General features: G+C 41.3%; 13 protein-coding genes and 1 tRNA gene. 5 read left to right on the forward strand and 9 right to left on the reverse strand.

Annotated elements, in window-relative coordinates:
• The first annotated feature begins 124 nt into the window (after positions 1 to 124).
• Positions 125 to 1,366, forward strand: coding sequence for a gephyrin-like molybdotransferase Glp (gene glp / locus NOS7107_RS01240; RefSeq protein WP_015111170.1), 1,242 nt, complete (start codon positions 125 to 127; stop codon positions 1,364 to 1,366).
• 3 nt (positions 1,367 to 1,369) lie between these two features.
• Positions 1,370 to 2,206, forward strand: a complete 837-nt coding sequence (locus NOS7107_RS01245; protein WP_015111171.1) for a DUF4351 domain-containing protein — start codon at positions 1,370 to 1,372, stop codon at positions 2,204 to 2,206.
• 130 nt (positions 2,207 to 2,336) lie between these two features.
• On the opposite strand, the gene ptsP is transcribed toward NOS7107_RS01245, so the two are convergent.
• Positions 2,337 to 4,829, reverse strand: coding sequence for a phosphoenolpyruvate--protein phosphotransferase (gene ptsP, locus NOS7107_RS01250; protein ID WP_015111172.1), 2,493 nt, complete (start codon positions 4,827 to 4,829; stop codon positions 2,337 to 2,339).
• 258 nt (positions 4,830 to 5,087) lie between these two features.
• Between ptsP and NOS7107_RS01255 the strand changes: the two genes are divergently transcribed.
• A complete protein-coding gene (locus NOS7107_RS01255; RefSeq protein ID WP_015111173.1) occupies positions 5,088 to 5,399 on the forward strand; it encodes a DUF433 domain-containing protein in 312 nt (103 codons plus the stop codon).
• 22 nt (positions 5,400 to 5,421) lie between these two features.
• Here NOS7107_RS01255 and NOS7107_RS01260 read toward each other — a convergent pair whose 3' ends face one another.
• The 3 genes from NOS7107_RS01260 to NOS7107_RS01270 form a co-directional block, all read right to left on the reverse strand.
• Positions 5,422 to 6,684, reverse strand: coding sequence for a cyclic GMP-AMP synthase DncV-like nucleotidyltransferase (locus NOS7107_RS01260; protein WP_015111174.1), 1,263 nt, complete (start codon positions 6,682 to 6,684; stop codon positions 5,422 to 5,424).
• A gap of 4 nt (positions 6,685 to 6,688) precedes the next feature.
• The gene (locus NOS7107_RS01265; protein ID WP_015111175.1) at positions 6,689 to 7,711 is read right to left on the reverse strand and encodes a CBASS cGAMP-activated phospholipase; all 1,023 of its coding nucleotides are present in this window, start codon (positions 7,709 to 7,711) and stop codon (positions 6,689 to 6,691) included.
• A 282-nt stretch (positions 7,712 to 7,993) separates the two neighbouring features.
• Positions 7,994 to 8,206: a helix-turn-helix domain-containing protein gene (locus tag NOS7107_RS01270; protein WP_015111176.1), complete on the reverse strand. Its 213-nt coding sequence runs from the start codon at positions 8,204 to 8,206 to the stop codon at positions 7,994 to 7,996.
• A gap of 172 nt (positions 8,207 to 8,378) precedes the next feature.
• Between NOS7107_RS01270 and NOS7107_RS01275 the strand changes: the two genes are divergently transcribed.
• On the forward strand, positions 8,379 to 8,603 hold the full coding sequence (locus NOS7107_RS01275) for a hypothetical protein (RefSeq protein WP_015111177.1): 225 nt from the start codon (positions 8,379 to 8,381) through the stop codon (positions 8,601 to 8,603).
• A 316-nt stretch (positions 8,604 to 8,919) separates the two neighbouring features.
• Here the strand turns inward: NOS7107_RS01275 and fba are convergent, their stop codons facing one another.
• The 5 genes from fba to pdhA form a co-directional block, all read right to left on the reverse strand.
• Positions 8,920 to 9,999 carry a class II fructose-bisphosphate aldolase gene (gene fba, locus NOS7107_RS01280; RefSeq protein ID WP_015111178.1) on the reverse strand — a complete coding sequence of 360 codons (1,080 nt, stop codon included), beginning with the start codon at positions 9,997 to 9,999 and terminating at the stop codon, positions 8,920 to 8,922.
• Positions 10,000 to 10,297: 298 nt separating this feature from the next.
• Entirely contained in the window at positions 10,298 to 10,987 is a 690-nt protein-coding gene (locus NOS7107_RS01285; RefSeq protein ID WP_044499538.1) for a Uma2 family endonuclease, read from the reverse strand.
• A 216-nt stretch (positions 10,988 to 11,203) separates the two neighbouring features.
• Positions 11,204 to 11,275: transfer RNA gene (locus NOS7107_RS01290), tRNA-Lys, on the reverse strand.
• A gap of 63 nt (positions 11,276 to 11,338) precedes the next feature.
• Entirely contained in the window at positions 11,339 to 12,208 is an 870-nt protein-coding gene (locus tag NOS7107_RS01295) for an aldose 1-epimerase (RefSeq protein ID WP_015111180.1), read from the reverse strand.
• A gap of 99 nt (positions 12,209 to 12,307) precedes the next feature.
• Positions 12,308 to 13,342, reverse strand: a complete 1,035-nt coding sequence (gene pdhA / locus NOS7107_RS01300) for a pyruvate dehydrogenase (acetyl-transferring) E1 component subunit alpha (protein ID WP_015111181.1) — start codon at positions 13,340 to 13,342, stop codon at positions 12,308 to 12,310.
• Positions 13,343 to 14,224: 882 nt separating this feature from the next.
• Between pdhA and NOS7107_RS01305 the strand changes: the two genes are divergently transcribed.
• The gene (locus NOS7107_RS01305) at positions 14,225 to 16,558 is read left to right on the forward strand and encodes an IMS domain-containing protein (RefSeq protein WP_015111182.1); all 2,334 of its coding nucleotides are present in this window, start codon (positions 14,225 to 14,227) and stop codon (positions 16,556 to 16,558) included.
• Positions 16,559 to 16,633: the final 75 nt, after the last annotated feature.

Raw genomic sequence — 16,633 nt, forward strand, 5'->3', positions numbered from 1 at the left:
TGCTGTGTCAGAAATCCATTTTAAATTTACTTTATAAAATCTAGGAGATTTACTAATTACTCAAACAGATAAATAGTAGTTTTCTTAAGAAGAATAATTACGTAAATAACTTGAGGCAATAGCAATGTTACCAGTTACGGATGCAGAAGCAATTATTTTAAATTTGGTGCAACCGTTAGATGATCAGCAGGATATAGAAATTGTAGATTTATTGGCAGCAGGCGATCGCATTCTGGCACACCCTATCACCAGCCAGCTAGATTTTCCCCATTGGGATAACTCCGCAATGGATGGCTATGCAGTCCGTTATGCAGATGTACAGCAAGCTAATGCTGAAAAACCAGCTATCTTAGAAATTGTTGAGGAAATTCCCGCAGGATATCAACCTAAAATCACAATTCAACCAGGACAAGCAGCGCGAATTTTTACTGGTGCGGTAATTCCAGCAGGTGCGGATACTGTAGTGATGCAAGAAAGGACAAGCCGCGAGGAAAATCGCGTGTTTATTCAAGCTGCACCACAACCAAAAGAATTTGTCCGACACAAAGCATCTTATTATCAAGCTGGAACACAACTGTTACCCGCCGGAATTCAATTAAAGGCGGCGGAAATAGCAGTATTAGCAGCAGCCCAGTGTCCCCAAGTCAAAGTTTATCGCCGTCCAAAAGTAGCAATTTTTTCCACTGGCGACGAATTAGTCACACCAGATACACCACTACAACCAGGCCAAATTGTCGATTCTAATAATTATGCCTTGGCAACTTTGGTAAAAGAAAGTGGTGCAGAACCTATATTATTAGGCATTGTTAAAGACAATCCAGTTGCTTTACAAGAAACAATTGCTTACGCCATAGCTAATGCTGATATTGTGCTTTCTTCGGGTGGGGTTTCTGTAGGCGAATATGATTATGTTGAAAAAATTCTCGAAACTTTAGGCGCAAAAATTCATATTCGTTCTGTAGAAATGACTCCGGGGAAACCTTTAACTGTGGCGAATTTTTCTAATCAAAATTCAGCAATTTATTTTGGTTTACCAGGAAATCCTGTTTCTGCTTTAGTAACTTTTTGGCGGTTTGTACAACCAGCGATTAAAAAACTCGCTGGACTTGCTGAAGGTTGGGAGCCAAAATTTTTAAAGGTGCGATCGCATGATGAATTACGCGCCAATGGCAAACGCGAAACTTATATTTGGGGTCGTTTAAATTTAGTTAACGGTGTTTACGAATTTCACAAAGCTGGCGGTACTCACAATTCTGGTAATTTAATTAACTTAGCTCAAAGCAATACCTTAGCAGTTTTACCAGTAGGTCAAACATTAATTTCACGAGGAAAAGAAGTGCAAGTTTTATTAATTGCTGCGGTGTAAATTATGAGCTTTGACAACATTTGTAAAGTATTAGCTGAAAAATATCCAGTAGAATTTGTTAATTGGTTACTTGCTGAAGAACCGACAAAAGTTAAAGTATTAAAAACAGAATTAAGTTTAGAACCAATTCGTGCTGATTCTGTGACCTTTCTGCAAACCGCCAATCGAATTTTGCATATCGAATTTCAAACCCGTACTATATCAAATCCTCCACTTCCATTCAGAATGCTAGATTATTCGGTGCGGTTAATACGTCAATATAATGTGCCTGTAACTCAGGTGGTAATTTTTTTGCAAGAAACAAATAACGAAGTTGCTTTTACCGAAGAATATGTAAATGAGACAACCACTCACCATTATCGAGTTCTACGAATGTGGGAGCAAGACTCAGCAATATTTTTCGATAACCCTGCATTATTACCCTTAGCACCATTAACACGCACAACTTCACCTCAACAGTTGCTATCGCAGGTTGCCCAGAGTCTTGCTAGAATTCCTGATATGAATACTAGGCAAGATATTGTAGCCTACACCGAGATTTTAGCTGGATTGAAATTTGAAAAGGGATTGATTCGTCAATTTTTAAGCGAGGATGTTATGCAAGAGTCAGTCATTTATCAGGATATTTTACAGAAGGGACAACAACAGGGAAAACAAGAAGAAGCCTTCCGGTTTTTCATGCGTCTGTTAACTCGACGTTTTGGTGAGATAGACTCATCAATTGTTGAGCGTATGCGAGGATTATCTACTGAACAATTGGAAGTATTGGGAGAAGAATTTGTTGATTTTTCTACAATATCTGATTTGGTTACTTTGTTAGAACAACAGGAAAATAGTTAAAAAGCTAACAACAATTTAAACGCAGAGTATCGCTGAGGTAAACGCAGCGATACTCTGCGCGCGGGGGTTCCCCCGTTGAGCAAACTTTTCAAGACAAAGTTACGCGGAGTTTTTGTTCAATTTTTAAATATTATTGCACTAAAGCTCTAACGTCATTTGCCGAATCTAATTGTAAGGCTGTTACTACGATCGCCTCGGCTTGAGTTACAGTTAATTTGGCGATCGCCTGTTTAATTATCCCGATAGCTTGGGGATTGACGCTCAATTCATCTAACCCCAAACCTAATAAAATCCCCGCTGCCGTTGGTTCTGCTGCTAGTTCTCCACATAATCCTACCCAAATTCCGGCGGCGTGGGCAGCCTGTACAGTTTGTTGGATCATTCGCAATACGGCAGGGTGTAGGGCATCGGCTAAATAAGCTACTCTGGGGTTATTGCGATCGCCTGCCATGACGTACTGACTAAGATCATTAGTCCCGATACTGAAAAAGCTGACTTCCGCCGCTAATTGATCAGCTATGGCGACGGCTGCGGGAACTTCAATCATGACACCCACTGGCAGATTTTCATCAAAGGCTATACCCGCTTGTCGCAGTTCGGTTTGTACTTCACCTAAGATTGCTTTAGCTGCACGTACTTCTGTGACAGTCGCAATCATCGGAAACATCACCTTAATATTATGTTCTGCACTGGCGCGTAAAATTGCCCGCAACTGAGTTTTAAATAATTCTGGATGATCTAAACAAAAACGTATCCCTCGCCAGCCAAGGAAGGGGTTGGCTTCGTGAAGTCCGACTCGCAAATAAGGTAATGGTTTGTCACCACCGACATCCAAAGTGCGAATAATTAAGGGACGGTTGTCTAAAACTTGGGCGATCGCTTGATACACTGTCAGTTGTTCTTCTTCGGTTGGATCGGTAGTTCTATCTAAATACAAAAACTCAGTCCGCAATAATCCCACACCTTCAGCACCACCAGCTACCGCCGCTTGTACATCTGCAATGCTACCAATATTGGCGAGGATATTTATCTGTTTGCCATCACGGGTGATTGCTGGTTGATGCGCCTTGGTGAGTGCTTCTTGTTTAGCAGTTTGCCAAGCTTCCCGTTTAGTTTCCAATATCGTGAGAATATCTGCTTCTGGTTCTACCCAAGCTTTACCGCTTTCACCATCCAGCCCCATCAATGTACCATCTTCCAAGCGCAGCACTTCGGGATTCACGCCCAAAACAGCAGGAATTCCCAATGTCCGTGCAATAATCGCACTGTGAGATGTGGCACTTCCTGATACTGTACAAATACCAAGTACCTTGCGGGGATCTAATGCGGCTGTATCTGATGGTGTCAAGTCTGTGGCGACTATAATCGCTGGTTCAGCTAGATACAAGCTAGTAGCAGCATTTCCCGCCAACAGTCGTAGTACCCTTTGTCCTATATCGACAACATCTTCCACTCGTTCTCGCAAATACGCATCTTCCAGGGTGCGGTAAGAAGTTGCAACTTCCTCAACTACAGCTTGCCAAGCGGCTTCTGCATTGAGGTGATGTTCCATAATGCGTTGCTGCACAGTTTCTAGCAATACGGGGTCTTCTAAAAATAGTAAATGAGCATCAAAAATTGCCGCTTCGGTGTCACCTATTTGCAAAGATGCTTGGGAAAAAATAGTCTGAATTTCTTGTTGCGCTGTGTGAATTGCTGACTGTAAACGTTGCCATTCTAGCTCCGGGTCATCTACATGATACTGTGTCACAGTTACCGGAGCAGGTTGATAATGAATTACAGGTGCGATCGCCACTCCCGGAGAAGCCGCAATTCCTGAAAGTTCACCATGTGTTGCTGGAGTTGCTTGTTGCTGTATTGTTGGTGGAGACACAACAGCCGTATTATCTTCACCAAAGTTATTCGCAAATAACGTTTGTAATGCTGCTAGTGCTGCATCCGCATCAACACCAGTTGCAGTAATTAACAGTTCATGTCCTTGACGCACACCTAAAGTTGTGACTTGGTTAATACTGTCACCCCGGACAACTGGGCTATTTCTCGTTAAATTCTGCACCTGAATTTGAGATTGAAATTTAGCGGCGGTGGCGACAAACTGCGCCGCCGGACGCGCGTGTAAGCCTAAGCGATTACTCACAGTCAGCCGAATTTCTCTACTAGGATAAGCGGTGCTTTTGGTTGGTTGGATGTGGCTATTAACATCTGCTGCGATAGTAATACCCAATTGTGTGGCTTTGGCGCTTAATGCTCCCCTAGCTTCCGCCATTACCTGCTGAATATTCTTACCTATGGCGGCTGCAACAGCGGCAGCGATCGCACCTTCTACTAGTGGCGCTTCACAGAGATATACTTGTTTTTGATGGGCTTCTGGTAAGAATTCCACAGCCATTTCTGCATTCATGACTGCGCTACCCAGATCCATCAGCACTAATACACCATCATCGCTAAATACAGATGCGATCGCCTCATAAATTTTCAGCGCATCCGTACCGAGTGGATTTTCCGCATCTTCAATCCCCGCCGCCACCGCAATGGCAACTTTGCCCTGAACCATTTGTGCAGCGAGTTCCTGCACACCCAGAGCCAATTGTTTACTATGAGAAACGATAACTATTCCGACCACTGCAACACCATCAACCTTGTTGAGAGTCTAATATTTAGCCAATTACCCGTTATATTTACCCTGGCGCACCACCAAAATAGCATCAATACTTCATTTCAATTGCAATTGTCCAAAATTTTTTAGAATGATGGGTTAGTTGCGGTAAAGATGCGTAGACACATACTGGCTTATCGTAAACATCACACTGAATATTTAGAAACAGTTAATACTATTGGATAAAATACAATGATATAAAATAAATCTCATCTAAAAAATATTATGTTTATCCCCATCATTAAAGAACACACTGAAATTACTCCTGGTGTGTGTGGAGGAAAGCCGAGAATTGCCGGACACCGCATTAGAGTTCAAGATATTGTCATCTGGCATGAACAAATGGGACTGTCACCAGATGAAATTCTTCATCATCATCCTAGTATTAGCCTAGCTGATGTTTATGCAGCTTTAGCTTATTATCACGATCATCGAGAAGAAATTCGGCAACAAATCGTTGCTGATGAAGAATTTGCTCGTCAATTGCAAGACCAAAATCCATCATTATTGCAACAAAAACTAAAGCTTAAAATATAGTCTGTAATAGAAATTATACTCACTACTCTGGTAATTTTATTGGCACATCAATTCTAGCTCGTGCTACACAAAAATTATTTTTGATAAGATAACATTCTACAAAATGGGAGCCATGAAAATTACTTGATTCATTTATTCTGTAATTTCCACTATCCTTCACAATTTGTCCTCGAATTTGTCGTCTTCTTATTGCTTCATTTCCAACATTACGAACCTTCCATTTTACTTTAAATGGCTCTGGTGCATTAAAATCAACAATATAAAATTCCAATTTTTTATTAGGTAGCAAAGGTAATTTTTTTGAAAACATTTGCTTTAATGAATAAGTTCTAAAGCCTGCTTGTGTAACTCGGCAATCTATTGTTAACTTATATCGAAGATCAAGTTGATAGTAATCTTCAATAAATTCTTCAGATTCAAACGGAAATCTATCTTTGCCAAAGTGCCGTTGCCAAGCTTTGCAAGCATCCCTTTGGCTTGTATTATCATCCAAAGCTGTTTTAGCAGATTCAATAAAACTACTAAGCTGTCCTAAAAAGTAATTTTTCTTAGTTTTGCTGTAATCTTCTAACAGATTTTCATAAGCAGGAGTTGTCGGGCGATAGCATACAAAATTCCATTCTAGGTTTCTCTTGATATTAAGTAGAGTTTGATAAAAAGCTACGTCATCTCGTTCATCAAAAACAATATTATTAGCTGCTAGAATTGAGAAAATTAATCCACTAGGTAAATCACCTTTTCTATAATCACTCCAAGCTTTTAAATAACGGACAATTCGCTTTAGTTGACCTTCATTGTCAGCTTTTTTATTAAACCATTTAATGAATTCTCTAGGGTCACTTTGAATCCATCCTTTGGCCTTATGAGCTAAATATGGAGTTTGCCCTTCAATAACATAGTAAATAGGCAGATCAATATGATATTGTCTGGTATAGACAATTCTGACACAAGTTTGTTTGTCAATAGGCTCTTGTTTTGTCTGCCCATTGACAGCTTCCCAAATCCATTGGTGGAATGTACTTACACTTTTAACTGGTTGTGTTTCTACTTTGAAATAGATACCATCATCAATGTCAAATTCACCATCAAGTGGCTCGATGATAGTATTCATCATGAATGAACCCTGTCCATGAAACTTTGGAACAAAGCCATTCTGTTTATCCTGAAAGTACCGCCTAATTTTATCTCGAACAGCATTACGGGATACACGTAATCCCTCTTTCCGCTTAGAGTTTAAGGCAATAAAAGTATTGAATTCCAAGAACAATTTATGACAATCCGCCACTGAATCACCTAATAATATATTGTTTACGTTCTTTAAAAAACTCAGCAATTTCTGGTTTTCTACCCCAGAACAACCCCTGATCTGTACCCATCTGCGACATTAAATGCAAGGCTTCACTAGACGTGTTATCAAGGTTAATAATCTGTGCTTGCTGTGGAGATAAAGGCGCACCAGGAATACGAACATAATCAAACCTAGAGTCACAATAGTTTGCTAGAGTGTCCACAAAATAACCTGTGACATAGGCCTGTCCCTCAAAAAACGTAGTGATCAAATCTGTGTTCCAGTCAAGAACAGAACGATGATACTTAGAAACAAATCTTCTTCCAGGATTAGGTTCTAAAGAGCCAATAGACATAACCATTAGCTTCTGAAATCTTTTGCCATTACCAACGAAGTATCGAAGTGCTTCCACCACACCGACTAGAGTTGGATTATTGGCATAAACTCCTCCATCTATAAACTGTTTGTTATCGTAAGTGTCAATAGTAACAATCGGTAAGTAAGCTGGTGCTGCACTTGTTGCAAGAGCTATATCAACATATCTCGTTTTACCATCTCTACGTAGAAGGCCTTCATTATGGTCATACTTAAAAATGAATGGTCTACCATCAGTTAAAGAAAATGCGGGGATGCACAGCAAACAGCGAGATTCAGCAAGGGTTCGCTCTCCAAAAATTTCTTCCAATGCTCTCTTTAATTCGCTATTGTCATACTTGCTTCGCAGGAAAACCTGTTTAAGTAAACTTAGAAAACCATTTCTCTGCGGGAAAATGTGTTTGCCCCGCCTATAGTAGAGATTACTTATTAGTCCAACAGGGATATTCAGGGACAATCCTAGTGCAATCAAACCTCCTGTTGAAGTGCCACAGATCAAGTCAAAATAATCAGCAATATGGCAGTTAAATCTATCCTCAAAATGTTCTAGAATTCTGGCTGAATATAGTCCTTTAATCCCCCCTCCATCTATTGATAAAACTTTGAATACTTGTGAATTTTGAGCAGAAGGCAAAGGAGAGTTAACCATATATGAGCGGTTATTTGTTTTGATGATATGCGGAATGTGGGATTGAAATCTGCGTCTAAATAAATTCGAGTAAATATTTATATACTCTTCAAAGTATATTTATTGAAGCTTATTCGTTAACCTCCAAGAGAAGTTTTACCCATAGTGAAATTTTTTAGACTTTAAAACTACAATGTGTAGTTTTTGAAATTTTAACAAGTGTCTAAGTATTATGTGTACGAATTGAATAGCAGGGATAACCGTACACAATTTATAGAACTAACGAATACAGAATGCAATCACTTAATCTTCCACAACTTCTACCAATTCTTCTAAGGTAACTTCAAAAGCTTGGGCTATTTTAAAGACAGCAGATAAGTCAACGGTATTAAGTGCGCCACGTTGCACATAACTTCTTACAGTGTTGTAGTTGACTCCTGAGCGATTAGCCACATCTTTTAGTGTCCAACCTCGCTGTTCAGCTAGTTCTCTAATCTTTAACCTAACGTAACCCATTCTAAATAGTTGACAATGATGCGTACGCATCAGATAATCTTTTTATAGACAATGATGCGTACGCATCAAAAGTTGTTAAAGCACGTTAAAAGCGATCGCTCCTCTTGCCTGGAAAACATACGAAGCGATCGCTATTCTTAACACATCCCACAAAGTGGGACAGTATTGACCTATGATACCAACCTTAAAGCCAAAATCAAATAGTCATCCTTGGTGTATTATTCGACAACTACCAAATATGCAACGGATGGTAGTAGCTAGATTTCATCGTCGCCATGATGCAGACGCTTATAGACAAATTCTTCAACGATTATTACCCACAGCCAACCATGTAATTGTCTTTGACTCAACAGTTCCAGAAATAGCAGAAGAGATTGAAAGGACTTTAGTAGAGTAAATGTCTTAGAACTCAAGCAAAAATTCTCTCAACCTCTCATTCCTCCGTGACCTCTGCGCCTCTGTGGTTCGTTATCTGTTTTATCCCATCTACTGAGACAGCACAAGACTTTTCTATCTGTCACCCTTCGGGTTCGCCACTTGCTTTATGCCAGGGAACCTGTCCACCGCAGTGGCTCACCTGTAACCTGTCCCCTATCACCTGTTCTCATTTCAACAAAAAACCGAGAAACTTTGATGTTTCCCGGTTTATTTTTAATATTAAAACCCTCAGTTTAAGGAAACACAAAAGTGTCCCCTATAAATTTTTAGCTAAATTAAACCTTAGCAGCAGCCTTGCTGATAGCGTTCAATTCACCTTTAGCATATTTAGCAGCAAAAGTTTCTAGAGAAACTTGTTTAATCTTGCTTGCGTTACCAGCAGTACCGAATTGTACATAGCGTTCTGCACAAACCTTCTGCATATATGTAATAGAAGGCTTGAGGAAGTGACGGGGGTCAAATTCCTTGGGATTTTTTGCTAAAGCTTCGCGCACAGCAGCGGTGATAGCCAAACGGTTGTCGGTGTCGATGTTCACTTTGCGAACACCACTCTTGATACCTTTTTGAATTTCTTCTACAGGTACACCGTAGGTTTCGGGAATCGCACCACCGTACTCGTTAATCAAAGCAATTAAATCTTCAGGTACAGAAGAAGAACCGTGCATTACCAAGTGGGTGTTAGGTAGACGACGGTGAATTTCTTCAATGCGGCTGATTGCCAAAATTTCGCCAGTTGGTTTGCGGGTAAACTTGTAAGCACCGTGGCTAGTACCAATAGCTACAGCCAAAGCATCTACTTGGGTGGCTTCTACAAAGCTAACAGCTTCATCGGGGTCAGTTAATAGTTGAGAATGGTCAAGAGTACCTTCAAAACCGTGTCCATCTTCAGCTTCACCCGCGCCAGTTTCCAGAGAACCCAAGCAACCGAGTTCGCCTTCAACGCTTACGCCTAAAGCATGAGCTACATTAACAACTTCGCTAGTAACTTTAACGTTGTACTCGAAGCTAGCAGGGGTTTTAGCGTCAGCTTCCAAGGAACCATCCATCATGACGCTGGTAAAGTTGTTCTTGATTGCTGAGTAGCAGGTAGAAGGAGCATTACCATGATCCTGGTGCATGACGATGGGAATCTCAGGATAGGTTTCTACCGCAGCCAAAATCAGGTGGCGCAGGAAGTTTTCACCTGCATAGTTACGAGCGCCACGGGAAGCTTGCAAAATTACGGGGCTATCTGTCTCGGCAGCAGCTTTCAGGATTGCCTGAATCTGCTCCAAATTGTTAACGTTGAAAGCTGGGATGCCGTAACCGTTCTCAGCCGCGTGATCCAAGAGCAGCCGCAATGGTACAAGCGCCATAGATAGTCCTCCTAATAATGATTTTCAGCTAGTCGTTATGAGACAAGCGTAATTTTTACGCTAATCTTAAGAGTTTTTTCAACTTATAGGAAATTATAACTAGTGTAGGGTGCTTATGTTGAAAAAGTTTGCGCCACCTCTCATCAAGATGACCTATGCTTGACCTAACCTGCTGTCAAGTATGCTACGTTACAGTTATTTGCTTTAGTAGTGTGGTAGTCCAGATAGGTAATAATCCACTGTTGATTATTCAGGCAAATATACAGGCGATGCCTGCGGCGGGTTATGCCTACGCTCCTTATTCCACTCCCAGTTCCACAACAAACGTTAAGTGTTCAATAGATTGTAAGCCAGCTTGCAAAACAGCCAACACAGCCTGCATATTTCCTGCTAGTAGCTCTGCAACTGCTAACCACAAACCGGGAAAAACCTGACTTTTTAGAATCCCATCATTATCAGGCACTAACTCCAAATATTCGCCCTGTTCCAAATAAAACCAAGTCAATTTCGACTCAAGCACTTGCCAAACAATATATTCTTTCACACCATTACGGCGATAAGCTTGTTTTTTAGCATGAAGGTCAATAGCCACACTACTAGCCGCAATTTCAATAATTAACTCTGGCGCACCTTCGATATAATCATCTTCACTCAGCCTTGTTTGACCGCCTGCTTCTGGTGCGATGAGCAGAACTGCATCTGGTTGAGGTTCGTTATCTAAGTCTAGACGCACAGTTGGTTCCACCCCCAAAGCTACACCAGGTGTAGCGGCTTCGTAAGTAAATAACCAACCAGTAATCCAACCATGTGGTTGACCGTGACTTCTAAAACGTAACGCAGCAGGCATTATATATACAATTCCTTCAATCAATTCGGCTTTTTTGACATTAGGCGTAGCGTTATAGCGACGCTCAAATTCATAGCGGGTGAGTTTGTCGCCGTTTTCTAATTGGTGAATTGTCCGAAGTTGTGAAGGAGTTTTTACCATGACAACGGTAGTTGTTGAGCTTATGCCTATCCTACCGAATTGAGAATATTTCTTGTAGGTTTTGTGGGTAGATGCAAAGCCGTGAAGTAGTCGCATTCCTGGTGGTTTCCATCGGTTGCGTACTGTTAGCGGCACAAGAGCATCTCTTTTGAAACCCTACATACAACAATACTTGCTTCAACATCAAAGTCTTAGCAAGCATTCTTTCCTTTTATATGGGTCGCCCGGGATTCGAACCCGGAACTAATCGGTTAAAAGCCGAGTACTCTACCGTTGAGTTAGCGACCCGTGCGTTTCTTTTCGCAACTTTGCCATCATAGCACGAACATCGGTAGAATTGCAAAGGTTTTTTTAGAAAAAGTTTGCAGTGAGTCTAACAGATGCAGTGTAGCTGGCTCCTGGCTCTACCACAGTTAGGTTTTCACCTGTGTTGAGGGAGTTGCGGGGAGCGCTCCAAGGTTCTAGACAATAGAATTCTTTCCCCTTGACTGTCCAAAAAACAACGACGGGAAAATCATCCCCATAATCTAAGGTCAATTTTAACCTACGGCTATTGTCGGTGACTGTAGCTGATTTAGCAGTTAAGCGCTTGAAGGCAGCATCAATTTCATCTAAATTAAAATCAAAATTGCCGTTAAAAGCTCTAATTTCCTTGGTTATGTTGTCTTGATACTCGTGACCTGCAATTTCCACTTCTAGCTGTGTTTTATCTGGCGCTTGGAAGTAAGGATGAAACCCAGTGGAAAAAGGTATGGATGTTGCAGAAGAGTTATGTAGATGTTGCAGAATTTCTAGAGTATTCCCGTTAACTTTATAACTAAAACTTAAATGGAAATCAAAGGGGTATACGGCTTTGGTTTGCTCGTTACTGGCAAGATGGACTTTGAGATAAGTTGTGTTGTCCTCGGATACTTCCTCAACGTCCCACGGTAAGTCACGGGCAAAGCCATGCTGTTTGAGGGTATATTGCTGCCCGTTGTGAGTATAGGTGTTATCTGGTAAGTTGCCACAGATGGGAAATAATATGGGATTCCCACCCCTGACACTTAAATCGGGGTGAGTAAAACGCTCTTTATCTAAATAGAAAATTTCTTGACCTTGAACACGCCAACTAGTAATAATCCCACCTCGCTCTGGCACAACTTCTATTTGAGTGTCGGAGGTCTCATCAGAAAGGATGTAGGTTTTGTACTGCTGCTGTTGAATAGTAATTTTCGGCACAATATTATTCCTTAGAGGTGAAAAGTGAGAAGTGAGAGGTGAGGAGTCTAAACATAAATCATCTCTAGCCCCTACTTCTCACCCCTTACTCTCTAACATTTACTCGTCTTCTGCAAATATAAAGCGATACAATTCGCTAGGATCAGGTTCAGGACTACTTTCGGCAAATTTCACAGCTTCGTCAATCACTTCCTGAATTTTTTGGTCAATGGCTTTTAATTCTGCCTCACTGGCCAAATTTTGCTCCACCATATAAGCAGCCAGCTTCTTAATTGGGTCGCGGGAGAACCAAAATTCTTTTTCGGCCTTGCTGCGTAATTCATCTGGGTCTGCTAGGGAGTGACCACGGAAGCGGTAGGTGAGGGCTTCAATTAATGTTGGCCCTTCTCCAGCACGGGCGCGGGCGACGGCTTCTTGAGCGACTGAGTGGACTGCGAGTACATCCATTCCGTCTACTTCTACGCCTACCATGTTAAATACGCTGGCTTTCTTGTAAATTTCGGGTTGGGAAGTTGCCCGTTCGTGAGCCATACCAATTGCCCACTTATTATTTTCTACCACAAAAAGAATTGGCAATTTCCATAAGGCTGCCATATTCAAGGTTTCAAAAAACTGACCGTTGTTAGCAGCACCATCACCAAAAAAGCAAGCGGTTACTTGGTCAGCTTTTGGGTCTCCCAAAACTTCTCTGCGGTATTTGCTTTGAAAAGCTGCGCCAGCCGCTACAGGAATACCTTCTGCAACAAAAGCATAGCCACCTAATAAGCCATGTTCCGCAGAGAACATGTGCATGGAACCGCCGCGTCCTTTGCTACATCCTGTCTCTTTACCAAATAATTCCGCCATGACTTCTCTGGCGGGAACTCCTGCACTCAGGGCGTGAACGTGGTCACGGTAGGTACTGCTAACAAAATCTTCCCCCGGACGCATTGCTTTGATAACGCCAGACGAAACAGCTTCTTGACCGTTATATAGGTGGACAAAACCAAACATTTTGCCCCTGTAGTACATTTCCGCACATTTATCTTCAAAAAAGCGTCCTAACACCATGTCTTCGTAAAGCATTAAGCCTTGTGCTTTGGTGATTTGAGCGCTGGCAGTATCAAATTTAGGTAACGTCCGTTCTTGAACCATTATTTTTTTAGTATCCCTGTTGTAAAACTGAAATTTACCATGTTAAATAGGCCGCTTTCTGACAAATCTGCTGGTTTATCTAAGCTAGGTTGTGCTAGAGACCAAAACTAAAAATTTATGCACTGAGGCGGATTATTGGGAAAGAGGGAATAGATAGGTTAATTTTGGCATTTTTATGAGTTGCCATCGGCGATTTTGACACCCTAAATGCAATAAATGACAAATGATTCGATTTCTTGATGGTAAAAGTCACCGGATTTATCCGTGGGATAAATCCAAAATCCAGAATCTAAAATCCAAAATTGTCTGACCTCTCATGCTGCCCTTTGAGGTTTTACAATCCCAAATCCTGTAGAAATGCTATCAATCAGGATAGCTCGGTTTCTGCATATCTATTAACAATTTCGCACAAATAAACATTGAAACTGAATTTATCTTGCGAAATAGTTGTCATTAATATCTAAGCATGGTATCGTTTTATTCCTTGATATTATTAACATCTACCATTAGCAATATTACTATTATCACCGCATAGCCAGGGTAATAAATTACGTAAAAGTCAAGCAGATAAGCTTATAAGTTAGGTATGACTAGTATGATTAACTATCGCAATATAGTTTTGCTGTGTCTCATGACTGATAGCAGTTATACACAAGTAAATACTAAGAATTAAGACAAAGTTTCCCTCTGACCTAGGCGAAGTCAAATTAATAGTACTAAAATGTGTCTCAAAATTTCAGAGGGAACAAAATTAATTGTTGCACTATACACTTATAGTGTAAGTCCGGCACGGTATTATTCACCGTAATATTATGGCACGGTTTTACAGGCCTGGAATGCTCTAGGTGGGTTATGTTGATCACGGTGCAGGGGAAGTAGGCTGTGCGAATTCCGCTAGATTACTACCGAATTTTAGGACTACCGTTAGCGGCAAGTGAGGAACAGTTGCGACAAGCGTATAGCGATCGCATTGTACAATTGCCGCGACGGGAGTATTCTCAAGCAGCAATTGCTTCTCGTAAACAATTTATAGAAACAGCTTACGTGGTTTTATCCAATCCGAAAGAACGTAGCAGTTACGATCAGCTTTATCTGTCCCACGCTTATGATCCTGATGGCACTGCTACAGCAACGGTTACAGCAGGCAAACGCACAGAAATTAATCGCGATCTTGATAACCAAGGTCTCAGTATTGAAATTCCCCAACAGGAATTAGTTGGTGCGTTGTTAATCTTGCAAGAGCTAGGGGAATATGAGCTGGTACTAAAACTAGGTAAAACATATCTAGCTAATCATAGTGCCACCTCTGCCAAAATCGGCACTAATCTCCTTGAGGAAGATTTTCTCGCAACTAGTGACCATCCTGATATTGTCTTGACTGTAGCTTTGGCTTGCCTAGAATTAGGGCGGGAACAATGGCAACAAGGTTATTACGAAAATGCCGCAGTTTCTCTAGAAGCTGGGCTAGAAATGCTGTCCAGTGAAGGAATATTTGCGAGTGTGCAGGCAGAAATCCAAGCTGATCTTTATAAATTGCGTCCTTATCGGGTTTTAGAATTACTCGCACTACCTTTAGAAAAAACTGTGCAACGCCACCAAGGCTTGGAATTATTGCAAAGCATCCTGGAAGATCGTAGTGGTATTGATGGAACTAACAACGATCAATCCGGTTTAAGCATTGATGACTTTTTGCGATTTATTCAGCAAATCCGCCACTACTTAACAGTCGCCGAACAACACAAGCTATTTGAAGCTGAAAGCCAGCGTCCATCTGCTGTAGCCACGTATTTAGCAGTTTATGCTTTGATTGCTAGAGGATTTGCTCAACGTCAACCAGCCCTAATTCGTCAGGCGAGACAAATGCTGATGTATTTGGGTAAGCGCCAAGATGTACATCTAGAACAATCGCTCTGTGCGCTATTGTTGGGTCAAACCGAAGAAGCAACCCGTGTTTTGGAAATGAGCCAGGAGTACGAAGCCTTAGCTTTTATTCGGGAAAAATCCCAAGACTCTCCTGATTTGTTACCAGGGCTGTGTCTGTATGGTGAACAATGGTTACAAAATGAAGTTTTTCCCCATTTTCGTGATCTGTCAAGACAGCCAGTTGCACTCAAAGATTACTTTGCCAACCCCCAAGTGCAGGCTTATTTAGAAGCACTACCAACTGATGCGGAAACTAGCAACGAGTGGGGTGTAATTAATCGCCAACCTTTTGCTTCTCCACAATCTAATAATCAGCATCCACAAAATCATTCTGCGGTAAATTCTCGCCAGAATCACGGGAAAACTCCGGATCTGAATTTACCAGAACCAAGTAATTATAAAGTACCTGAGTATTCTAATTCCTCACTGCCGAAAACGAATCCACCACCTGCATCAGCTACGGCTAATCATCACCAACCGCCAGAAATACCTGTAGCATCGTTTACGCCACCAGAACGAACAAGCAGCACAACTAGTCATAATCTCAATGGGAAAACTGCTACATCTCGTCCTCCCCAAAAACGCAGACGTCGTAAGCCTCCCAGTCAACCTGTTAACCGAGAACATAGGTTAGATAATAATCGCGATCGCCCGACTCGGCAACGACGTAATGTCACCAGCAACTTAGATCGGAAAACACGATTAGTCTGGACGGTATTTGCCTCATTGGCGGGTATATTAGTTTTCTGGCTCATAGTTTCTACCACTTTTGGTTGGTTGAAAAACCTCTTTTTACCAGATATTTTTTTACAAGGTGAGCAATTATCTGTGAAATTAAATCAACCACCAATAGAAATTCCTCATGGTGATAGTGAGTTACTACCACCGGATGGCCCTCTCACAGATACAACAGCCGAAGAAGTGATTCGGACTTGGCTGTCTACTAAATCTTTAGCTTTAGGGCCGAACCATGATATTGAGAGTTTAACTAACATTTTGACTGGTTCATCTCTATCTCAATGGCGATTAATTGCCCAGCAAGATAGAGTCGATAACCGCTATCGCAGGTACGACCACAGCGTTAAAGTTGAATTTGTGAGTAAAAATGACCTAGATCCCAATCGCGCCGCCGTCTTAGCTACTGTCAAAGAAGCAACACAATTTTATGAAAACGGTCAGAAGAAAAAGTCTTCTAGCGAAAGTTTGCGGGTTCGCTATGATTTAATTCGCCGAGAGGGTACGTGGCGAATTCAGAGTATGTATGTTGTAAATCAAATTAGTATGGGCTTTTAAGGCCATTTAAACTTAATTTAAGTGTGAATGAATTCTGCACTAGGTTAGGTCGCCAAATTGCTCGCAACTGTTGTA

Source organism: Nostoc sp. PCC 7107 (assembly GCF_000316625.1).
GTDB lineage: Bacteria > Cyanobacteriota > Cyanobacteriia > Cyanobacteriales > Nostocaceae > Nostoc_B.

Excerpts from the sequence above, each read along its gene's own strand:
- glp (WP_015111170.1), top strand. The coding sequence starts at position 125 with ATGTTACCAGTTACGGATGCAGAAGCAATTATTTTAAATTTGGTGCAA.
- NOS7107_RS01245 (WP_015111171.1), top strand. The coding sequence starts at position 1,370 with ATGAGCTTTGACAACATTTGTAAAGTATTAGCTGAAAAATATCCAGTA.
- NOS7107_RS01255 (WP_015111173.1), top strand. The coding sequence starts at position 5,088 with ATGTTTATCCCCATCATTAAAGAACACACTGAAATTACTCCTGGTGTG.
- NOS7107_RS01265 (WP_015111175.1), bottom strand. The coding sequence starts at position 7,711 with ATGGTTAACTCTCCTTTGCCTTCTGCTCAAAATTCACAAGTATTCAAA.
- NOS7107_RS01270 (WP_015111176.1), bottom strand. The coding sequence starts at position 8,206 with ATGGGTTACGTTAGGTTAAAGATTAGAGAACTAGCTGAACAGCGAGGT.
- NOS7107_RS01275 (WP_015111177.1), top strand. The coding sequence starts at position 8,379 with ATGATACCAACCTTAAAGCCAAAATCAAATAGTCATCCTTGGTGTATT.
- fba (WP_015111178.1), bottom strand. The coding sequence starts at position 9,999 with ATGGCGCTTGTACCATTGCGGCTGCTCTTGGATCACGCGGCTGAGAAC.
- NOS7107_RS01285 (WP_044499538.1), bottom strand. The coding sequence starts at position 10,987 with ATGGTAAAAACTCCTTCACAACTTCGGACAATTCACCAATTAGAAAAC.
- pdhA (WP_015111181.1), bottom strand. The coding sequence starts at position 13,342 with ATGGTTCAAGAACGGACGTTACCTAAATTTGATACTGCCAGCGCTCAA.